Origin of the sequence: Mesorhizobium sp. B1-1-1, assembly GCF_006442955.1 — a bacterium.
Lineage (GTDB): Bacteria > Pseudomonadota > Alphaproteobacteria > Rhizobiales > Rhizobiaceae > Mesorhizobium.
This window is the reverse complement of record NZ_VFWW01000003.1, coordinates 216,906-232,984: the sequence shown is the minus strand read 5'-3', so window position 1 is coordinate 232,984 and position 16,079 is coordinate 216,906. Positions and strand designations below refer to the sequence as shown.

General features: G+C 61.2%; 14 protein-coding genes. 7 read left to right on the top strand and 7 right to left on the bottom strand.

Features of this window, described 5'->3' with window-relative positions; all coding sequences use genetic code 11:
* Positions 1-114: 114 nt before the first annotated feature.
* Together FJ986_RS06720 and FJ986_RS06710 are read right to left on the bottom strand one after the other, a co-directional pair.
* The gene (locus FJ986_RS06720) at positions 115-819 is read right to left on the bottom strand and encodes a DUF1223 domain-containing protein (RefSeq protein WP_140673787.1); all 705 of its coding nucleotides are present in this window, start codon (positions 817-819) and stop codon (positions 115-117) included.
* A 376-nt stretch (positions 820-1,195) separates the two neighbouring features.
* The gene (locus FJ986_RS06710) at positions 1,196-2,275 is read right to left on the bottom strand and encodes a TadE/TadG family type IV pilus assembly protein (RefSeq protein ID WP_140625282.1); all 1,080 of its coding nucleotides are present in this window, start codon (positions 2,273-2,275) and stop codon (positions 1,196-1,198) included.
* 210 nt (positions 2,276-2,485) lie between these two features.
* Between FJ986_RS06710 and lepA the strand changes: the two genes are divergently transcribed.
* From lepA to FJ986_RS06695, 3 genes are all read left to right on the top strand, one after another.
* Positions 2,486-4,291, top strand: coding sequence for a translation elongation factor 4 (lepA, locus tag FJ986_RS06705; RefSeq protein WP_140673784.1), 1,806 nt, complete (start codon positions 2,486-2,488; stop codon positions 4,289-4,291).
* A 342-nt stretch (positions 4,292-4,633) separates the two neighbouring features.
* Complete coding sequence (locus tag FJ986_RS06700; protein WP_140673782.1) at positions 4,634-5,149, top strand: DarT ssDNA thymidine ADP-ribosyltransferase family protein; 516 nt, start codon at positions 4,634-4,636, stop codon at positions 5,147-5,149.
* Positions 5,149-5,808 carry a hypothetical protein gene (locus FJ986_RS06695; protein ID WP_140673780.1) on the top strand — a complete coding sequence of 220 codons (660 nt, stop codon included), beginning with the start codon at positions 5,149-5,151 and terminating at the stop codon, positions 5,806-5,808. The genes FJ986_RS06700 and FJ986_RS06695 overlap by 1 nt, the downstream gene beginning before the upstream one ends.
* On the opposite strand, the gene FJ986_RS06690 is transcribed toward FJ986_RS06695, so the two are convergent.
* From FJ986_RS06690 to FJ986_RS06680, 3 genes are read right to left on the bottom strand one after another with little or no spacing between them, the layout of a single operon-like run.
* Positions 5,805-6,296 carry a hypothetical protein gene (locus tag FJ986_RS06690; protein WP_140673778.1) on the bottom strand — a complete coding sequence of 164 codons (492 nt, stop codon included), beginning with the start codon at positions 6,294-6,296 and terminating at the stop codon, positions 5,805-5,807. The two genes, FJ986_RS06695 and FJ986_RS06690, sit on opposite strands and share 4 nt — an antisense overlap.
* Before the next feature lie 18 nt (positions 6,297-6,314).
* Positions 6,315-6,920: a hypothetical protein gene (locus FJ986_RS06685; RefSeq protein ID WP_140673776.1), complete on the bottom strand. Its 606-nt coding sequence runs from the start codon at positions 6,918-6,920 to the stop codon at positions 6,315-6,317.
* Positions 6,907-7,953, bottom strand: a complete 1,047-nt coding sequence (locus tag FJ986_RS06680; protein WP_140673774.1) for a hypothetical protein — start codon at positions 7,951-7,953, stop codon at positions 6,907-6,909. The genes FJ986_RS06685 and FJ986_RS06680 overlap by 14 nt, the downstream gene beginning before the upstream one ends.
* A gap of 869 nt (positions 7,954-8,822) precedes the next feature.
* Between FJ986_RS06680 and FJ986_RS06675 the strand changes: the two genes are divergently transcribed.
* Positions 8,823-9,353, top strand: a complete 531-nt coding sequence (locus FJ986_RS06675; protein WP_140673772.1) for a hypothetical protein — start codon at positions 8,823-8,825, stop codon at positions 9,351-9,353.
* 954 nt (positions 9,354-10,307) lie between these two features.
* On the opposite strand, the gene FJ986_RS06670 is transcribed toward FJ986_RS06675, so the two are convergent.
* Together FJ986_RS06670 and FJ986_RS06665 are read right to left on the bottom strand one after the other, a co-directional pair.
* Complete coding sequence (locus FJ986_RS06670; protein ID WP_140673770.1) at positions 10,308-11,948, bottom strand: ABC transporter substrate-binding protein; 1,641 nt, start codon at positions 11,946-11,948, stop codon at positions 10,308-10,310.
* A gap of 244 nt (positions 11,949-12,192) precedes the next feature.
* Positions 12,193-12,999, bottom strand: coding sequence for an undecaprenyl-diphosphate phosphatase (locus FJ986_RS06665; RefSeq protein WP_140524368.1), 807 nt, complete (start codon positions 12,997-12,999; stop codon positions 12,193-12,195).
* Positions 13,000-13,316: 317 nt separating this feature from the next.
* On the opposite strand from FJ986_RS06665, the gene FJ986_RS06660 reads away from it, so the two are divergent.
* Genes FJ986_RS06660 through FJ986_RS06650 form a run of 3 tightly spaced genes read left to right on the top strand, consistent with a single transcriptional unit; the run spans position 13,317 to position 16,043 of the window.
* On the top strand, positions 13,317-14,009 hold the full coding sequence (locus FJ986_RS06660; protein WP_140491712.1) for a glutathione S-transferase family protein: 693 nt from the start codon (positions 13,317-13,319) through the stop codon (positions 14,007-14,009).
* Positions 13,990-15,144: a tRNA epoxyqueuosine(34) reductase QueG gene (gene queG / locus FJ986_RS06655; RefSeq protein ID WP_140625278.1), complete on the top strand. Its 1,155-nt coding sequence runs from the start codon at positions 13,990-13,992 to the stop codon at positions 15,142-15,144. The genes FJ986_RS06660 and queG overlap by 20 nt, the downstream gene beginning before the upstream one ends.
* The gene (locus FJ986_RS06650; RefSeq protein WP_140673768.1) at positions 15,141-16,043 is read left to right on the top strand and encodes an SDR family oxidoreductase; all 903 of its coding nucleotides are present in this window, start codon (positions 15,141-15,143) and stop codon (positions 16,041-16,043) included. Before queG ends, FJ986_RS06650 begins: the two co-directional genes overlap by 4 nt.
* The last annotated feature ends 36 nt before the right edge of the window (positions 16,044-16,079 follow it).

Sequence of the window (16,079 nt, the reverse complement as noted above, 5' to 3'; positions counted from 1 at the left end):
GTTGGGTGGCGCGCCCTCGCGGCGGCCGGCTGTTGCGGCGCCGCAGGCGCGGCGTTGCGCAATTTCTGATCGGGCATGGTCTCTCCCCGCAACCGGGAAGTTCCCGGAGGCAAGCTAATCGGCGGCCGCGGCCAGGATCGGCCCGCCGCCGGGCGACTGCACCAGCACGGCGGTGCTGAGGCCGTCGGCGGCCGCCGGCACGTCGAGCGTCGTGGCCTCTCCGGTCCAGCTGCCGAGCTTTTTCAGCGCATGCACGACATTGCCGTGCGGCAAGGTGCGGCCGGTGTTCTCGCCGCGCGCCACGGGCACCTCGACGACGCCCCTGGCATAGCGCACCAGCCAGATGTCGGCCTTGCCGCCCGGCACGCTCCCCGCGCCGATGCTGGCCTTGCCGCCATCGAGCGACAGCGACGGTCCCTTGATGCGGCCGCTCGCTGCAATCAGCCGCTCGATCTCGCCGGGCGCGGCGCCGACCGCGTCGGCATGGCCGTTGACCACCACCTGCGGCGTGAACGGCCCGTCACGGCCGAGCGGCGGCTCGTAGCTCACCTGGCGCTGCGTGAACTCCTGCCGGCCGAAAATGTCCTTCCAGCCGAGATAGTCCCAGTAGGTGACATTGAAGGACAGCGCCAGCACGCCAGGCTGGTCCTTGACCTTGATCAGATTGGCATTGGCCGGCGGGCAGGACGAGCAGCCCTGGCTGGTGAACAGCTCGACAACGGTAAGCGGCTGCGCCGCGGCCGCGCCGAGCGACGCCGCGAGCGCAAGCGCGCCCAGGCTGGACACTGCGAGGAACCTGCTGCGTTTGGCTTGCGACATGGAATTGCTCCGTGGGCGACGGCGCCGAGATGCGCCGCTCATGTCCCCACTTCGCCGCCAATTATCGCTTCGTTACAGCGCTCACCGGTTTGTGATGAAGGTTGGTCGGACTCCAAGAGGCCGGAGATTGGCAAAGGCCGTCGCGACAGCCGATCTCCCCCCTCGTGGGGGAGATGTCCGGCAGGACAGAGGGGGGCGTCGTAGAGCACCTACCTGGACGCGGTTCGACAGCCGTTGTCGCGACGGCAGAGAGTAGGCGGCAGATCGGGAAAGTGGAGGACGAGTTCCGTGGACCCAGGCAAGGCCGGCGGGGCAGCGCCCCCCTCTGGCCTGCCGGCCATCTCCCCCACGAGGGGGGAGATCGGCAGCTTCGCCTCTACTGCGTCAGCACGGTTTGCGAGGGGCGCTGGTTGAAGTCGCATTTGCCCATCACGGTGTAGAAGAAGTCGGCGTTGACGACGGGCGCCGGCACGGCGGAGCCGCCGTCTTCCCAGGCCTGGTAGCCTGTCTGGCCGCACGGCACGGCGGTGAAGATGTCGACGGTCTGGCCCGTGGCGATTTCAGGCATGTCGGTCGGGCTGGTGCCGATATAGAGCCGGTTCGAGGTGTTCGGATCGTTCGACCTCAGCGTGGTCGGCTGGGCTGGTTTGGCCGTCGCGGCGGAAGGCACGTTCATCTCCAGATAGAGCTGGTCCATCTGGCTGACGTCGATGACCGCGCCGGTGCTGTTGGCCGGCGTGGTGGTGCAGACGGTCTGCCGCATGACGCCGTTGCCGTCGGTGCTGGTGATGGCGCCAGAGGGCGTGTTGTCGAAATTGGCGACCGTCGTGGTGTTGCACACCTGCTGCTGCACCTGGGTAAGCGTGGTGCCGCTGACGGTTGAGACGGTGGTGGTGCCATAGCCCTTGGGATCGCCGCCCTTGTTGTAGACATAGCTGATCTGCATCAGCTTCTGCTTCGTGGTCGAGCCAAATCGCGTGCCGTAGAGATACATCGTCTTGTCCCACCAGCCCGACGCCTTCTCGATCTTGAAGGTGGTCTGCACCAGGGCCGCCGCCTTGTTGACCGCCGAGGTGACGCCGACCGGCACGGTGTCGATCCTGGCGATCTGCATGAAGTCGGTCGGCATGGCGAAGCTCGCGGAAGCCTGCGCCGTGGCGGTGCCGTTGGCCGCGATGGTGAAGCTCACCAGCGTGGCGGTGCCTTGCCCGCCATTGGCGGCAAAGGTGTCCCGGAGCATCTGCTGGCGGGCCGCCAGCGCCGTCGTCTTCGGCAGCGTGGTGATGGCCAGCGTCGCCGCGTCGAGCGCCTGCTGCATGTTGGAGCGGGTCTGGACCGCCGATGTATAGTCGACCGAGAAGCCGACCACGGTGACCAGCGGCACCAGGCTGATGAAGAACAGCGGCATCATCGAGCCGCCGCGAGAGCGGGCGAACCTTCCTGCAAGCCCCGGCATTTTTTCTTACCCCAAAAAACGGTTACCTGCGGGGGAACTAACATGCGCCGGCAAACCGGGGTCTAAGAGGATCGTTCAAAGTTTAAGCATCCGGCCGCCCCCGCCCGCTGTTTCGGGCTTTCGCACCCGGTTCACCGCTTTGTGATCGCCAAGGGGGCCCTTGCGCCGCAAGCCTTGCCGCCGCTTGCCGCCCCTGCTAAAGCGCGCGGCATGAGCACGCCCCTCGACCATATCAGGAATTTCTCCATCGTCGCCCATATCGACCATGGCAAATCCACCCTTGCCGACCGCCTGATCCAGCTCACCGGCGGGCTGGAGCTGCGCGACATGAAGGAGCAGGTGCTGGACTCGATGGACATCGAGCGCGAGCGCGGCATCACCATCAAGGCGCAGACGGTGCGGCTGAAATACCGCGCCAACAATGGCGAGGACTATATCCTCAACCTCATCGACACGCCCGGCCATGTCGACTTCGCCTATGAAGTGTCGCGCTCGCTGGCCGCCTGCGAAGGCTCGCTGCTGGTGGTCGACGCCTCTCAGGGCGTCGAGGCGCAGACGCTCGCCAATGTCTACCAGGCCATCGACAACAATCACGAGATCGTCGTGGTGCTGAACAAGGTCGACCTGCCGGCCGCCGAGCCCGAGCGCATCCGCGAGCAGGTCGAGGAGGTGATCGGCATCGACGCTTCCAACGCCGTGCTGATCTCGGCCAAGACCGGCCTTGGCATTCCCGATGTGCTCGAAGCCATCGTCCACCAATTGCCGCCGCCGCGCGAGGGCGACGCGACCGCGCCCTTGAAGGCGATGCTGGTCGACAGCTGGTACGACGCCTATCTCGGCGTCATCGTTTTGGTGCGCATCATCGACGGTGTGCTGAAGAAGGGCCAGACCATCCGCATGATGGGCACCGGCGCCAAATACCAGGTCGAGCGCACCGGCGTGTTCACGCCCGCCCGCATCAATGTCGACGAGCTCGGCCCCGGCGAGTTCGGCTTCTTCACCGGCTCGATCAAGGAAGTGGCCGACACCCGCGTCGGCGACACCATCACCGAGGACAAGCGCCAGACCGCGCACGCCCTGCCCGGCTTCAAGCCGGCGCAGCCGGTGGTGTTCTGCGGCCTGTTCCCGGTCGATGCCGCCGATTTCGAGGACCTGCGCGCCGCGGTCGGCAAGCTGCGCCTCAACGACGCCTCCTTCTCCTATGAAATGGAAACCAGCGCCGCGCTCGGCTTCGGCTATCGCTGCGGCTTCCTTGGCTTGCTGCATCTGGAAATCATCCAGGAGCGGCTGGAGCGCGAGTTCAACCTCGACCTGATCGCCACCGCGCCATCGGTCGTCTACCGGCTGCTGCTCAATGACGGCTCGGTGAAGGAGCTGCACAACCCGGCCGACATGCCCGACGTGGTGAAGATCTCGGCCATCGAGGAGCCGTGGATCCGCGCCACCATCCTCACCCCCGACGACTATCTCGGCGGCATATTGAAACTCTGCCAGGACCGGCGCGGCATCCAGGCCGACCTCTCCTATGTCGGCAAGCGCGCCATGCTGACCTACGACCTGCCGCTCAACGAAGTCGTCTTCGATTTCTACGACCGCCTGAAGTCGATCTCCAAGGGCTATGCCTCGTTCGACTATCACCTCACCGACTATCGCGAGGGCGATCTGGTGAAGATGTCGATCCTGGTCAACGAGGAGCCGGTCGACGCGCTCTCCATGCTGGTCCACCGCACCGCGGCGGAAAAGCGCGGCCGCCAGATGTGCGAGAAGCTGAAGGAACTGATCCCGCACCATCTGTTCAAGATCCCTATCCAGGCTGCCATCGGCGGCAAGGTCATCGCCCGCGAAACCATCTCCGCCCTGCGCAAGGACGTCACCGCGAAGTGCTACGGCGGCGACGTGAGCCGCAAGCGCAAGCTGCTCGACAAGCAGAAAGAGGGCAAGAAGCGGATGCGCCAGTTCGGCAAGGTGGATATCCCGCAGGAGGCGTTTATCCAGGCCTTGAAGATGGGGGATTGAGATAGGTTGCGCCTGCTTAGTCGCCAAGGGGTGGGGTGTATGGCTGCAGGCCAATAGACAACGACCTCTTGCCGCAGGCAGCGGGTTCGACTCCTCGGAGGTCAGGGTTGCGGGACTGCGCACGTATCCCCGTTTCTAATATTGCGCTCAGCAAAGTTTCGTTGTCAGTAACATGCTGTCAACATTGGTGGAGTTTTGCGTTCTCGACTCATTTCCCATATCGATTTGATACTGCATCCGGCTACATTGAACCTAATGTCGGGCTCGGTGTCGAATTAGGACTAGCCCATGCAACACCGTTGGGTGAGGTTTTTGTACGTTTAACGTGTTTGGGAGGGCACAATGGAAATTGACGAGTTTGTTAAGGCGCTTGGGAAGCGGTCGCTATTCCACTTCACAGACACCCGAAATATTCCCTCTATTAAGGAGCATGGGCTGCTTTCGCTCAGAGAACTCCGTAGGCAGGAAGTGGTAGTGAACGCCGCAGGCGGAAATGGCTGGAGCCAGGACTCTGCAACGCGCATTGGACTCGACAACTATGTCAACCTCTGTATGCGTGACAGACATCCGATGGAATGGCTTGCCAAGAAGGACGGTCGGATCCTCGAAACTAAATTTTTGAACATCAAACCGGAAGTGCTAGAAATTGAAGGGGTCCGCTTCACGGCGGGCGTATCAAACAAAGCAGGCATGAAAATCCTGACATGGCAGGAAGCCAGCGATCAACTTGACTGGGAGGTTCTATATGAGTGGACCGACTGGAAAGACCTTGAAGTCAGGGCAAGGCTGAACCAAGCGTCAAAGTACGAAGTGCTAATCCCCGGCCAAGTTCCCATCTCCATGATGAAGAACCTGTAATGGCCACCAGACCTATATTCCTCCCGACCAACTCAGGTGATCAGCTATTTGATACCCAAACTTTCAGTTTTTCGTGGAATCCCGGATTCGCGGAAAGCCAGAAACGGAAAAACATTCATGAACTACACCGGGCAGCCGGAAATGCCGGATTAGGTAAAGTGCTTGAAATTTCTACCAAGTCGGAGGACGAAATTGGACGCCGTCTAAGCGCATTTAATCTCAAGTATAGGCTCGAAGAAAAAACGATACCATTGGAGTGCATATACCAAGGTAGCAAGGTTTTTGCCGATGCCGGACCGTTTGATGACTTATTTAATTTAACTGCTCGGGAGTGTAAGGCTGATCCAAGGCTAAGGTCATCGGGGGAGATCGTTTATTTTCTGCTAGAGGGCGATAGATACGACAGTAAGCCTGCCAACGCCTTTTATGACTGGATATACATCAGATGTCTAAATCAACACGAAGACTTTCTTCGCAGAAGGTTGTCCGAGTATGAAGGCTTTTCTGATATCGAATTCAACCCTGAGCGCTCTATAAACTGTCAGGCTAGGGCGCTAGCAGTTCTAATATCTTTGTCCGCACGCGGAAAACTCCAACTGGCCGCAGGTAATTTCCAATACTTTAGAGAAGTTATGGCAAAGACGTTTTCGTCTCTTTAGATCGATGTTTCTCTATGCTCCTCGTCATATCGTTTGAGCGCGTCGGATAACGAATCGTTGTCGGAGTGCAGATAGCGTGAATATTTTTCGAGTAATTCTTGAATGAGGTCGATCTTCGTTTTCTTCTCTCGAGTGGACCTTGCGCGCGCAGCGTATTTTCTCAAGAGACGAACGGGAACCTTGTGAAGAAGCATCCTAAGTCTCTTGTCGGTCACTGTGTCGTCAAGGTCCTTACCTCGGAATGATAGAGGGACGCCACCGAGCGCAGGGAACATGTCAGCCTGGTCCGAATTGAACGACGAGGATTGCCGACTCTCGACATCGTTCAGGATTCTACGAAGCGCTATGTCTTCGAGTTTCTTCGACTCCTGCGCTATCAGGTCGGGCCGCTTCCTTCGCAATTCGACAATAACGTCGTCGCTGGAATAATAAGGCGATTTATTTCCGAGTTCGAAAGCGATTGCACGAAGTTGGTCTCGAACTTTCATGGGAGAGTCCTCTAAGATTCAATTCCCGATAGCTTCACTCCACCGGCGGAGCTCTTCATATTCTCGATCTGCGCCCCAACACGATGCAGCTATCCAGGCTAGACGCCGCCGGATTTCTCTCGGGACCTGGCCAGTAGACTTGTACAATATATCGTGCTGCGGCTCGGCGTATGCGTGCATCAAAATCGTACGCAATTGCACTTCAAATGTAGGAGGGCAGAACTCGTCGCCTGCCTCTGGCTTCAAATGCGGTGGTATCACAAGGATCAGGTGCTCACTTTCGTATCCGAATTGATCATCGAACTCCGGCTTCTTTTCGCTGCGCTCAACTCGCTCGAAATGTTCCAAAAGGGCAGACCTGACAAGAGGAATGTCCGACGTAAAGAAAACTATAATTCGAACCGCAACGAGATCCTCGAAGTCAGAAAGAGGGAATGACTGAGGCGCATACTTCTCGTTGTACTTTTTATACGCACTTTCCGGTGCCTTCACTCTGCACGTATATCGGTCAATGTGTTCTAGTTTTGTTAGAATTTCTTCAAAATAAGCGTCGAGTCGCCTCTTCAGGTTAACGAGTCCAGAGATGACTTGGTCATAATTTTTGCGGAACTCAACGTACTCCATTTGGTGACCTTACTCGCTGGCTCACCACACGGCCTTCGCAGATGAGGCGTTCCCCGTCATCCGCTGTCCCACTTATTCTCACGCTCTCACCGATCTCGGAAAATGGGCTAGAGACAACCACCCCAGACTCCAGCTTGTAAACCGTAAAGTTCAAGTTCGCTGAATACGTATCTTGGTCGATATCGAACGGCGTATTATAAGTGGCAGCGTTTGGGAACTTCTTTTCGAACTTACTCGCCAGTGAGCCACTGAAGAAATTCTCAGAGATTTCTCGGGGGCTCCATCTCTGCTTTGGGCCGCTTCGAATACTCATGGCTGCATTCTGAAGCTGCTGCTGATCTGTTAGGTCGACAGCCTCCTTGGCGCACTGGACTAGTGCCCTAGCTATCATCTGAGTGCCCGCTTTCGGCTTGATCGCGGGCATCGACAGCAGGAAGTCAGACAGCCAGAAATCAGCTATGGCTTTTGGGCCACCGCCCGATTGAAGATCGAGTATTTTCCCGCCGAGAAATTCGGTTTTGGCTTGACCTCCTGCAAAGAAGGCGGCTTTGCGCAGTCTCGACGTCTGGCTAAAGATATCGGTCAGGACCTGAAGCGTCGAAGCCGTCTTTTGATTGATAAGACGTAGCGCCTCATCCCGAGGAAAAGTCCAAAGCGAAACCTGAGAACTGGAGCCGTCCCTCCGGGAAGCAATAATCAAAAGAGCAGGATGGGACCGATTATCCATCGCCACACACAATCTCTGGGCTATTTCCTCAGCAGCTTTGTCGGCAGCTGTATCATCACCAAAGCCATGTTCTCTGATAAGGGCGCGCATATCATTTTGTCTACTGTCATCTGTTTCAAAAACAGATTCTAGGCAGCTACCAAATTTTGCCTTCTCAATGTTTTTGGCGATTAGTGATTCGAGTTGACTGTCAGGAGATATCCTGCCTCCTTGGACATTTGGGACTTGATTCCAACCAGATGCGGAAACCGCAAAAGCGTGACAGTGAACTAGATTCATGTGAGTCGCCCCAAGTTTTCTGTACATTAATATATTTTCGTGAATCCCTACAATGGGGCTCATGTGCTGAGCTCAACATGGTTTCGGTATTTCGTGTTGGCATCGCGATGTACCTTCATTTGGCTCAATCACGGTGATTACTCGCCAAGGGGCTTTTTTCGCCAAGCGGTTGCCCCGAATCGGTTGGCGCTTGTAATTGAAGAAGCCTAACGGCTTGACGCCTCTTCACAGTGCGATTCCCTTTTTTGACTCTTAGGCACATCCGTCGGTTTCCGCTTCACTCCGCTCCCATGCCCGCCCATCGAAATCTTCAACAGCACCTCGGGAGACCTTTTCCGGCGCTAGGCCCCCTTCATAGGTACTGCGATCTTCGGCTTCTTCATGCTGAAGGAGCCAGCCATCGGCGCGACGGGCGGCAAGGTGTTGCTGCTGGTATTGGTGGCGCTTGGCTGTGTCAGCTTCGGCCTGTTCACGGCGCCCGGGCGTTCGACAGCGACGTTCAGGTGGTGCTGGGCTCACGCGGCTTTCGCGACCGGCGCGCTAGACGAGCGGACGGCGCTTAGATTCCGCGATAGAAAATAACGCCCAGCGATGGTTTGTACGAATGCGTACAGACCGCCAAGCTTGGTGATCGTGCCACAATGCGGGACTAGAAAAAGCGCGCGGCGGACCTTAATCAGTTCGCCAGTGGCTGGCGCGCTGCTCAGGCAATGGTCTCACCGGCATCGCGCCGGTCATTTCAGCAAGCGCAGACCGAAGGCGCTTCGCATTGCCGGGCGGCGGGGCGAAGATCTGACCTCTTTTAGAGGTCCGTATCTACCACCATTGGTCTCCGGGAGATCGCTCATTCAGTGATATAAGCGGAAGGTATTGAACCATGCGCAGGGAGGATAAACATGCTTCGCGCAAGCACCTTCAGCTTTTGCCTTCTTACCTGGCTTTGCACTGGGCCAGCTCAGGCTACGGACTATGTCGTTCACTGGAACCCAGTTATGGCCCCACAAGGCCCCCTAGATCTCATCTCTGACTGCTTAGGCGACGATATTTGTAATGCCGCCCTTTCAACATTGATGGTTTCAGTTGGCATGCCTCCGCTCCCTCCTGGATCCACCTACGTTGTTAACGCGCTCGATTACGAAAACGACGGAAGCGAAGTATTTCGTGGTCACTGGTCACCGCAGGCGGGAGAGACGATCTGTTCTGCCAAAGTCAAAGTCATTAGCGGAAACGGCCCCGCTGAAATGGCTGTGGCCATCCGCATAGACGGACCGTTGAGTTTCTATGCCTACGTGAAGCGTGAGCCCTTTACAAAGTTTGCAGGGCGAAACTGGGTGGATACTCTCGTCTATGTCAACACCGTCCCGCAGGCCGCTTTCAATCCTTCGCAATGTCAACCGGATGGTGATTTCTATCGTGAAAAGTATTAATGCCCGATTAGACGCAAATTTATAAACGAGAGGTGGATGAAGACCGGCTGGTCATGTCTGGTGTCACTGCTTGTGCTGGCCGGGTGTAGCGACGATCGAGGGGCAGCTTTGGCGCAATGTCGTATCGATCAGATCAAGCTATACGGTCCTGATGATCCTAACGAAGGTCATATGGCTCCGCAAACATTCGACTTCTCTTTGCCTCCGTGTCAGTCGAATCCGCAACAAGACGAGCGTTGGCGCTGCCCCTCATCTGGCTGCCGCCATCTTCTCCCCGTAAACGGGGCGAAGGACGCTGTTGTCGCCGCTTTCGCCAATCGCCAGCGTTGCAGGGATGAAGCCGGCGTTGCGGCCAGCTTTCCTTCTCCCCTTGTGGGGCCCGAAGGGCGGGCGAGGCCCGTGACTCGCCCAGGGCGGTGGATCGGCGCGCCAGCGCCGAGACGGTTGAGGGGTGTTCCAGCGGAGTGAGGCGTTGGGGTTTTCTGGTTTGGTTAGCTGTTGACGTGGCGCCAAGCTGGAGCACCCCTCATCCGACCTCGCTTCGCGAGGCCACCGCCCTGGGGCGAGCCACAGGTCTCGCCCCGTCCTTCGGACCCCACAAGGGGAGAAGGAAGAACCAGCGTTGGCGCCGCCTTGCCTGACGGTGAGCGGCTAGCGCTGGAGATGCTGATGGGGCGGCAGGATGGCGCTGGTTCCTCGCCCCACGCAGTGGGGAGAGGTGGCCCGGCGAAGCCGGGACGGAGAGGGGTTTGCGCGGCGCTGGGAGGTTGTTTCAGGGGTTCCTGAGAGGATAGCAGCTTGCCTGCCTATGCCTGATAGGATTTTGGCTTCGCGGAGGGCGTCCCCCTCTCCGTCCCGGCTTCGCCGGGCCACCCTGCCGGGGCGAGCCACGGGTCTCGCCCGTCCTTCGGACCCCCGCTTTCGCGGGGCGAGGAAATCAGGTCGGCGCTGGCCTCACCCTTCCAGCCACACCTTCTCGAAATGCTGCTCCAGCGCCTGGTGCTGTTCGCACCCTTCCACCCCCTTGCGATACGTCCGGTAGACCGAGCGCCAGTAGGGTTGGATGATGATGCCTGAATCGCGCAAATTCTTCTCGATGCCGGCCATGATCTCCTTGCGCTGGGCGGCGTCGGGGGTGGCGAGCGCCTTGTCGAGCAGTTCGTCGAACTCCTTCGAGGCGTAGGCGCTTTCGTTCCAGGCGGCGCCGGATTTGTACGCCAGCGCCAGCACCTGGACGCCGAGCGGGCGGCCGAGCCATTCGGTGCAGGAGAAGGGATATTTGCTCCAGTCGTTCCAGAAGGTGGCGGCGGGCAGCACGGTGCGCTTGATCTTGAGGCCGGCCTCGCGCATCTGCGCCGCTATGGCGTCGCCGGTGCTCTTCTGCCATTCGACGTCGACCGAGATGAGGTCGTATTCATGGTCCGCCTTGCCGGACTCGGCCAGCAGCTTCTTCGAGGCGTCCACGTCGCGCTTGGCCGGGCCGATATCGGCATATTCTGGGTGCATGGGGCCGACATGGTGGTTGTCGGCGGGCTTGCCGCGGCCGCCGAGGCCGAGCGCCAGCACGGCCGAGTTGTCGACGGCGAGCTGGGCGGCGCGGCGCACCTTGACGTCGTCATAGGGCGCGTTGGCGACGTTGAAGCGGGCGACGATGGTGGAGCCGGTGGCGATCTCGGAATTCTTCAGGCCCATCTGCTCGGTCTGCGAGACGGCATCGGAGGCGGTCTCGTGGTCGGTGTCGATCTCGCCGGATTCGAACGCCGACAGCATGGCGTTGGGGTCGGAGCCGTAATCGATCCACTGGATCCCATCCAGGTGGAATTCGCCCTTCCACCACGGCTTGTCCTTGCGCTTCACCTCGGCTCCCGTCTCGGCATCCCACTTCACCAGCTCGCAAGGGCCGGTGGTGATCGAAAGTGCCTTCAGCGGATCGCCGTCGCCCTCATAGGAGCGGTGCATGATCAAAGCGGGATAGTCGGCCATGCCGGCGATCAGCGAAATGTCCGGCTTGGGCAGGTTGAGCTTGATGGTGTGGTCGTCGACCTTCTCGATGCCGCCATCGACCACCTTCTTGGTGTCGGCATTGACCAGCGCGCCCATGCGCGCGGCGACCGAATTGCCGGCCACGCCGGCCTCGCACCAGCGGGTGAGGTTGTGGACGACATCGTCGGCGTTGAAGGCATCGCCGTTCGACCAGGTGATACCCTTGCGCACATGAAGCGTGAGCGTCTTGGCGTCGTCGCTCATCTCCCATTTTTCGAGCAGCCAGGGCTCGAAGGAGAAATCGGTGTTCCAGCGTACGAGATATTCGTTGCAATGGCGCGCGACATTGGACATTTCAACGCCGTCGAAGGTGCGCGGGTCCTTGAAACCCTTGACATTCATGGCGACGCGCAGCACGCCGCCCTTCTTGGGCTCCGCCGCGCGGGCGGGCGTGGGCGCCAGCCCGCCCAGGGCAAAAGCGCCGGCGGCGCTGACGCCGAGCCCGGCCATGAGCGCCAGATATTCGCGCCGGTTGATGGCGCCGCTCCTGAAATCCTCGGCGACGGGTTTGGCTTTCGGGTGCAGTTTCCTGCCGGTCAGCATGAATTTCATCGTCGTTCCCTCTCATTGGGCGCCCGGCCGACCGCCTGCGCGGGGGCGGATGCGGCTCGCCGGACGCCATTGCCTGAGGGATGATAGGGCGAGCTTACGCAGCGGAGTGTTCTGGAATCCGCAGGACTTGTGCGCTGCTCCGCAGGAGGTTCGCATGAAGGGGGCGCGCGAAGGCCTTCACCTTCGTCATCCACGGGCCTGCGCGGCGTCGCTGCGCTCCTTGCTTCGCCCGTGGATGACGAGGTCACCCCCAGATCATCAGCGCGGCGAGCCCGACGATGCCGACCACCAGCCGCCACCAGCCGAACAGCGCATAGCCCTTGCGCGAGACGTAATCGAGCAGCAGGCGCACCACGAGCAGCGCGGTGACGAAGGCGGCGACGAAGCCGACGGCGATGATCGGCAGGTCGGCCGACGTCAGCACGTTGCGGTTCTTGAACAGGTCGAAGGCGAAGGCGCCGACCATGGTGGGGATGGCGAGGAAGAAGGAAAATTCCGCCGCCGCCCGCTTGTCGACGCCAAGCAGCAGCGCGCCGACGATGGTCGAGCCCGAGCGCGAGGTGCCGGGGATCAGCGACAGGCACTGGAACAGCCCGATCTGCAGGTAAAGCCGGGTCGGGAAGCGTTCGACGTCGCGGTACATCGGCTTGAGCTTCATGCGGTCGACGGCGAGCAGCACCACGCCGCCGATGATCAGCATGATGCAGATCAGCCGCGGCGATTCGAACAGGATGGTCTTGATGAAATCATGCGCCAGCGCACCGATGATGGCCGCCGGCAGGAAGGCGATGAGGATGCCGATGACGAAATGCCGCGTCAGCCGGTCATGCGGCAGGTCGAGCAGCATCTGCCACAAGCGCCGGAAATAGACGCTCAGAATGGCCAGGATGGCGCCGAGCTGGATCAGGATCTCGAAGGCCTTGCCGGTCGAGTGGAAGCCGAGAAAATGGCCGGCGAGCAGGATATGGCCGGTCGAGGACACCGGAATGAACTCGGTCAATCCCTCCAAGAGACCGAGCAGCAGGGCTTCGACGATTGTCTGGCTTTCCATTGGCTACCTCGGCATTCGCTGGATGGGCTGACAGGGCTTGCTTGTCATGGCGCCGAACTCCCCCTATAGGTCGCAACACCCTGACGGCCCGCTTACCGGGCGGCCAAGACTTACCGGTGCGCCCGGCGATTCGCCAGTGTGGCAATCCGGAATTCGCCACACCCGGGAGGAGCGCGATGCGCGAATTCCGGATTCTGAGCCACACTGCCAACTTTAGTTCTGGTGTGGTTTGGATTTGAAGTTCCTGAACGCGGATGCCGTTGAGGGGACAGGAACTTCAAATCCAAACCACCAGTGCGCTTTATCATCGCGGAACCATGCTGACGCTTTTCCATCATCCCATGTTCGCCTCCTGCCGGTTCGTGCGCCTCGCTTTCGGCGAGTATGGCGAGGAGCTGGCGCTGATCGAGGAGAAGCCGTGGACGCGGCGCAAGGAGTTCTTGGCGCTGAACCCGGCCGGCACGCTGCCGATCCTTTTGGCCGAGGGCGACGTGCCGATCGTCGGCGCCACGGTCATCTCGGAATATCTCGACGAGACGCGCGGCGTCCTGAAGCGCGACAAGCGCCTGTTCGCCGAGGACCCGATGCAGCGCGCCGAGATCCGCCGGCTGACCGACTGGTATCTCCACAAGGCCGAGAGCGAGGTCACCCGGCATCTGGTGCGCGAGCGCGTGCTGAAGCCGGTCATGCCGGAAACCGCCGGCGGCGGCTCGCCCGATTCGGCCGCCATCCGCGCGGCGCGGGCCAACATCCGCCAGCACATGAAATATACCAACTGGCTGGCCGGCACCCGCCACTGGCTGGCCGGCTCGAGGGTCACCTATGCCGACCTTGCCGCCGCCGCCACCCTTTCGGTGCTCGACTATCTCGGCGAGATCGACTGGCGCGAGCACACTGCCGCGCGCGAATGGTACACGCGGGTCAAGTCGCGGCCTTCGTTCCGGCCGCTCTTGACCGACCGGGTGCGCGGCCTGTCGCCGGTGTCGCATTATGCGGACCTCGACTTCTGACGCCGCAAAACTGCGCGCGCTGATCGACGCGCAGGCGCGACGCGCCGGTTTCGAGGCGGTCGCCGTCACCACCCCCGATGCGATCCCGCTGGCGCCGGCCCGGCTCGCTGCCTTCGTCGCGGACGGGTTCCACGGCTCCATGGGCTGGATCGCCGAGACGCTGCAACGCCGCAGCGAGCCGTCAAGCCTGTGGCCGCAGGTGCGTTCGATCGTCGTGCTGGCGATGAATTACGGGCCGGACCACGATCCGCGCGACCTGTTGGCCAGGCGCGACCGGGGCGCGATCTCGGTCTACGCGCAAAACCGCGACTATCATGACGTGATGAAGGGCCGGCTGAAGGAAATCGCCGGCAAGATCGTGGCGCGGGCGGGAGGCGACGTCAAAGTCTTCGTCGACACCGCACCCGTCATGGAAAAGCCGCTGGCCGAGGCCGCCGGGCTCGGCTGGCAAGGCAAGCACACCAATCTGGTCAGCCGGCAGCACGGTTCCTGGCTGTTCCTCGGCACCATTTTCACAACCGCCGAACTGGTCCCCGACATGCCGGAGGAGGACCATTGCGGCTCCTGCCGCGCCTGCCTCGACGCCTGCCCGACCGATGCCTTCCCGGCGCCCTACCGGCTCGATGCGCGGCGCTGCATCTCCTATCTCACCATCGAGAACAAGGAGCCGATCCCGCATGAATTCCGCGAGGCGATCGGCAACCGCATCTATGGCTGCGACGACTGTCTCGCCGCCTGCCCATGGAACAAGTTCGCCAAGGTGGCGTCCGAGGCCAAGCTCGCCGCGCGCGACGATCTACGCGAGCCGGCGCTGGCCGATCTTCTGCGGCTGGACGACGCGGCCTTTCGCGCGTTCTTTTCCGGTTCGCCGATCAAGCGCATCGGCCGCGACCGCTTTGTCCGCAACGTGCTGATCGCCGCCGGCAATTCCCGCGATGCCGCGCTTGCCGGCGCCGTGCGCGCCTTGCTAGCCGACGCCTCGCCGCTGGTGCGGGGCGCGGCAATATGGGCGCTGGCGCGGCTGGTGCCCGAGGCCGAATATGCCGAACGCGCCGCGACCGGCCTGGAAACCGAGAGCGACGCGGCCGTGCGCGAGGAATGGGCGCGGCCGATTCCAGCCAGGGCGCCTGCATGAGTGAAAAGCGGATATTCATCTTCGGCGCCGGTTATTCGGGCAAGGGTTTTGCGCGCGCCAACCGGGAGTCCGCCACGACGGTCCGCGGCACGACGCGCTCCGCGGAGAAATTCGAGGCGCTCCGCCAGGCCGGCATCGCGCCGCTGCTGTTCGATGGCGCGCTGACCGGCGAAATCGGCGCCGCGCTGGCGACAACAACCCATCTGGTGATCTCGATCGCGCCCGAGGAGGCCGGCGATCCCGTGCTGAATGCCGCCCGCGAGGCGATCGTGCGGATGCCCGCGCTCGAATGGATCGGCTATCTCTCCACCGTCGGTGTCTATGGCGACCATGGCGGCGCCTGGGTCGACGAGACGGCGCAATGCCGGCCGGTGTCGAAACGCTCGGCGATGCGGTTGGCGGCCGAGCAGGACTGGCTGCGGCTTGGCCGCGAGATCGGCCGGCCGGTGGCGGTGCTGCGGCTCTCCGGCATCTACGGCCCCGGCCGCAACGCCCTGGTCAACCTGGAAAACGGCACCGCGCGGCGGCTGGTCAAGCCCGGCCAGGTGTTCAACCGCATCCATTGCGACGACATAGCCGGCGCGCTGTGGCATCTCATCGGGGATAATACAGGCGGCATCTTCAACGTCACCGACGATGAGCCCGCGCCGCCGCAGGACGTCGTGGGCTACGCCGCCGCGCTGATGGGCATCACACCGCCGCCCGAAATTCCCTTCGAGGCCGCCCAACTTTCGCCCATGGCGCGGTCCTTCTATGGCGAGAACAAGCGCGTCGCCAACGCGGCGCTCAAGGCGGCGGGCTACCGGTTCCGCTTCCCGGATTACCGCGCCGCCTTCGACCATATGTGGGCAAGCGGCGACTGGCGCGACGGCGCGCCGCGCAGCCCGATGAAGCGCTGACGCATGCCGGGAAGCACGTGACACGGTTTCGGGCCG

Excerpts from the sequence above, each read along its gene's own strand:
- FJ986_RS06720 (WP_140673787.1), bottom strand. The coding sequence starts at position 819 with ATGTCGCAAGCCAAACGCAGCAGGTTCCTCGCAGTGTCCAGCCTGGGC.
- FJ986_RS06710 (WP_140625282.1), bottom strand. The coding sequence starts at position 2,275 with ATGCCGGGGCTTGCAGGAAGGTTCGCCCGCTCTCGCGGCGGCTCGATG.
- lepA (WP_140673784.1), top strand. The coding sequence starts at position 2,486 with ATGAGCACGCCCCTCGACCATATCAGGAATTTCTCCATCGTCGCCCAT.
- FJ986_RS06700 (WP_140673782.1), top strand. The coding sequence starts at position 4,634 with ATGGAAATTGACGAGTTTGTTAAGGCGCTTGGGAAGCGGTCGCTATTC.
- FJ986_RS06695 (WP_140673780.1), top strand. The coding sequence starts at position 5,149 with ATGGCCACCAGACCTATATTCCTCCCGACCAACTCAGGTGATCAGCTA.
- FJ986_RS06690 (WP_140673778.1), bottom strand. The coding sequence starts at position 6,296 with ATGAAAGTTCGAGACCAACTTCGTGCAATCGCTTTCGAACTCGGAAAT.
- FJ986_RS06685 (WP_140673776.1), bottom strand. The coding sequence starts at position 6,920 with ATGGAGTACGTTGAGTTCCGCAAAAATTATGACCAAGTCATCTCTGGA.
- FJ986_RS06680 (WP_140673774.1), bottom strand. The coding sequence starts at position 7,953 with ATGTACAGAAAACTTGGGGCGACTCACATGAATCTAGTTCACTGTCAC.
- FJ986_RS06675 (WP_140673772.1), top strand. The coding sequence starts at position 8,823 with ATGCTTCGCGCAAGCACCTTCAGCTTTTGCCTTCTTACCTGGCTTTGC.
- FJ986_RS06670 (WP_140673770.1), bottom strand. The coding sequence starts at position 11,948 with ATGAAATTCATGCTGACCGGCAGGAAACTGCACCCGAAAGCCAAACCC.
- FJ986_RS06665 (WP_140524368.1), bottom strand. The coding sequence starts at position 12,999 with ATGGAAAGCCAGACAATCGTCGAAGCCCTGCTGCTCGGTCTCTTGGAG.
- FJ986_RS06660 (WP_140491712.1), top strand. The coding sequence starts at position 13,317 with ATGCTGACGCTTTTCCATCATCCCATGTTCGCCTCCTGCCGGTTCGTG.
- queG (WP_140625278.1), top strand. The coding sequence starts at position 13,990 with ATGCGGACCTCGACTTCTGACGCCGCAAAACTGCGCGCGCTGATCGAC.
- FJ986_RS06650 (WP_140673768.1), top strand. The coding sequence starts at position 15,141 with ATGAGTGAAAAGCGGATATTCATCTTCGGCGCCGGTTATTCGGGCAAG.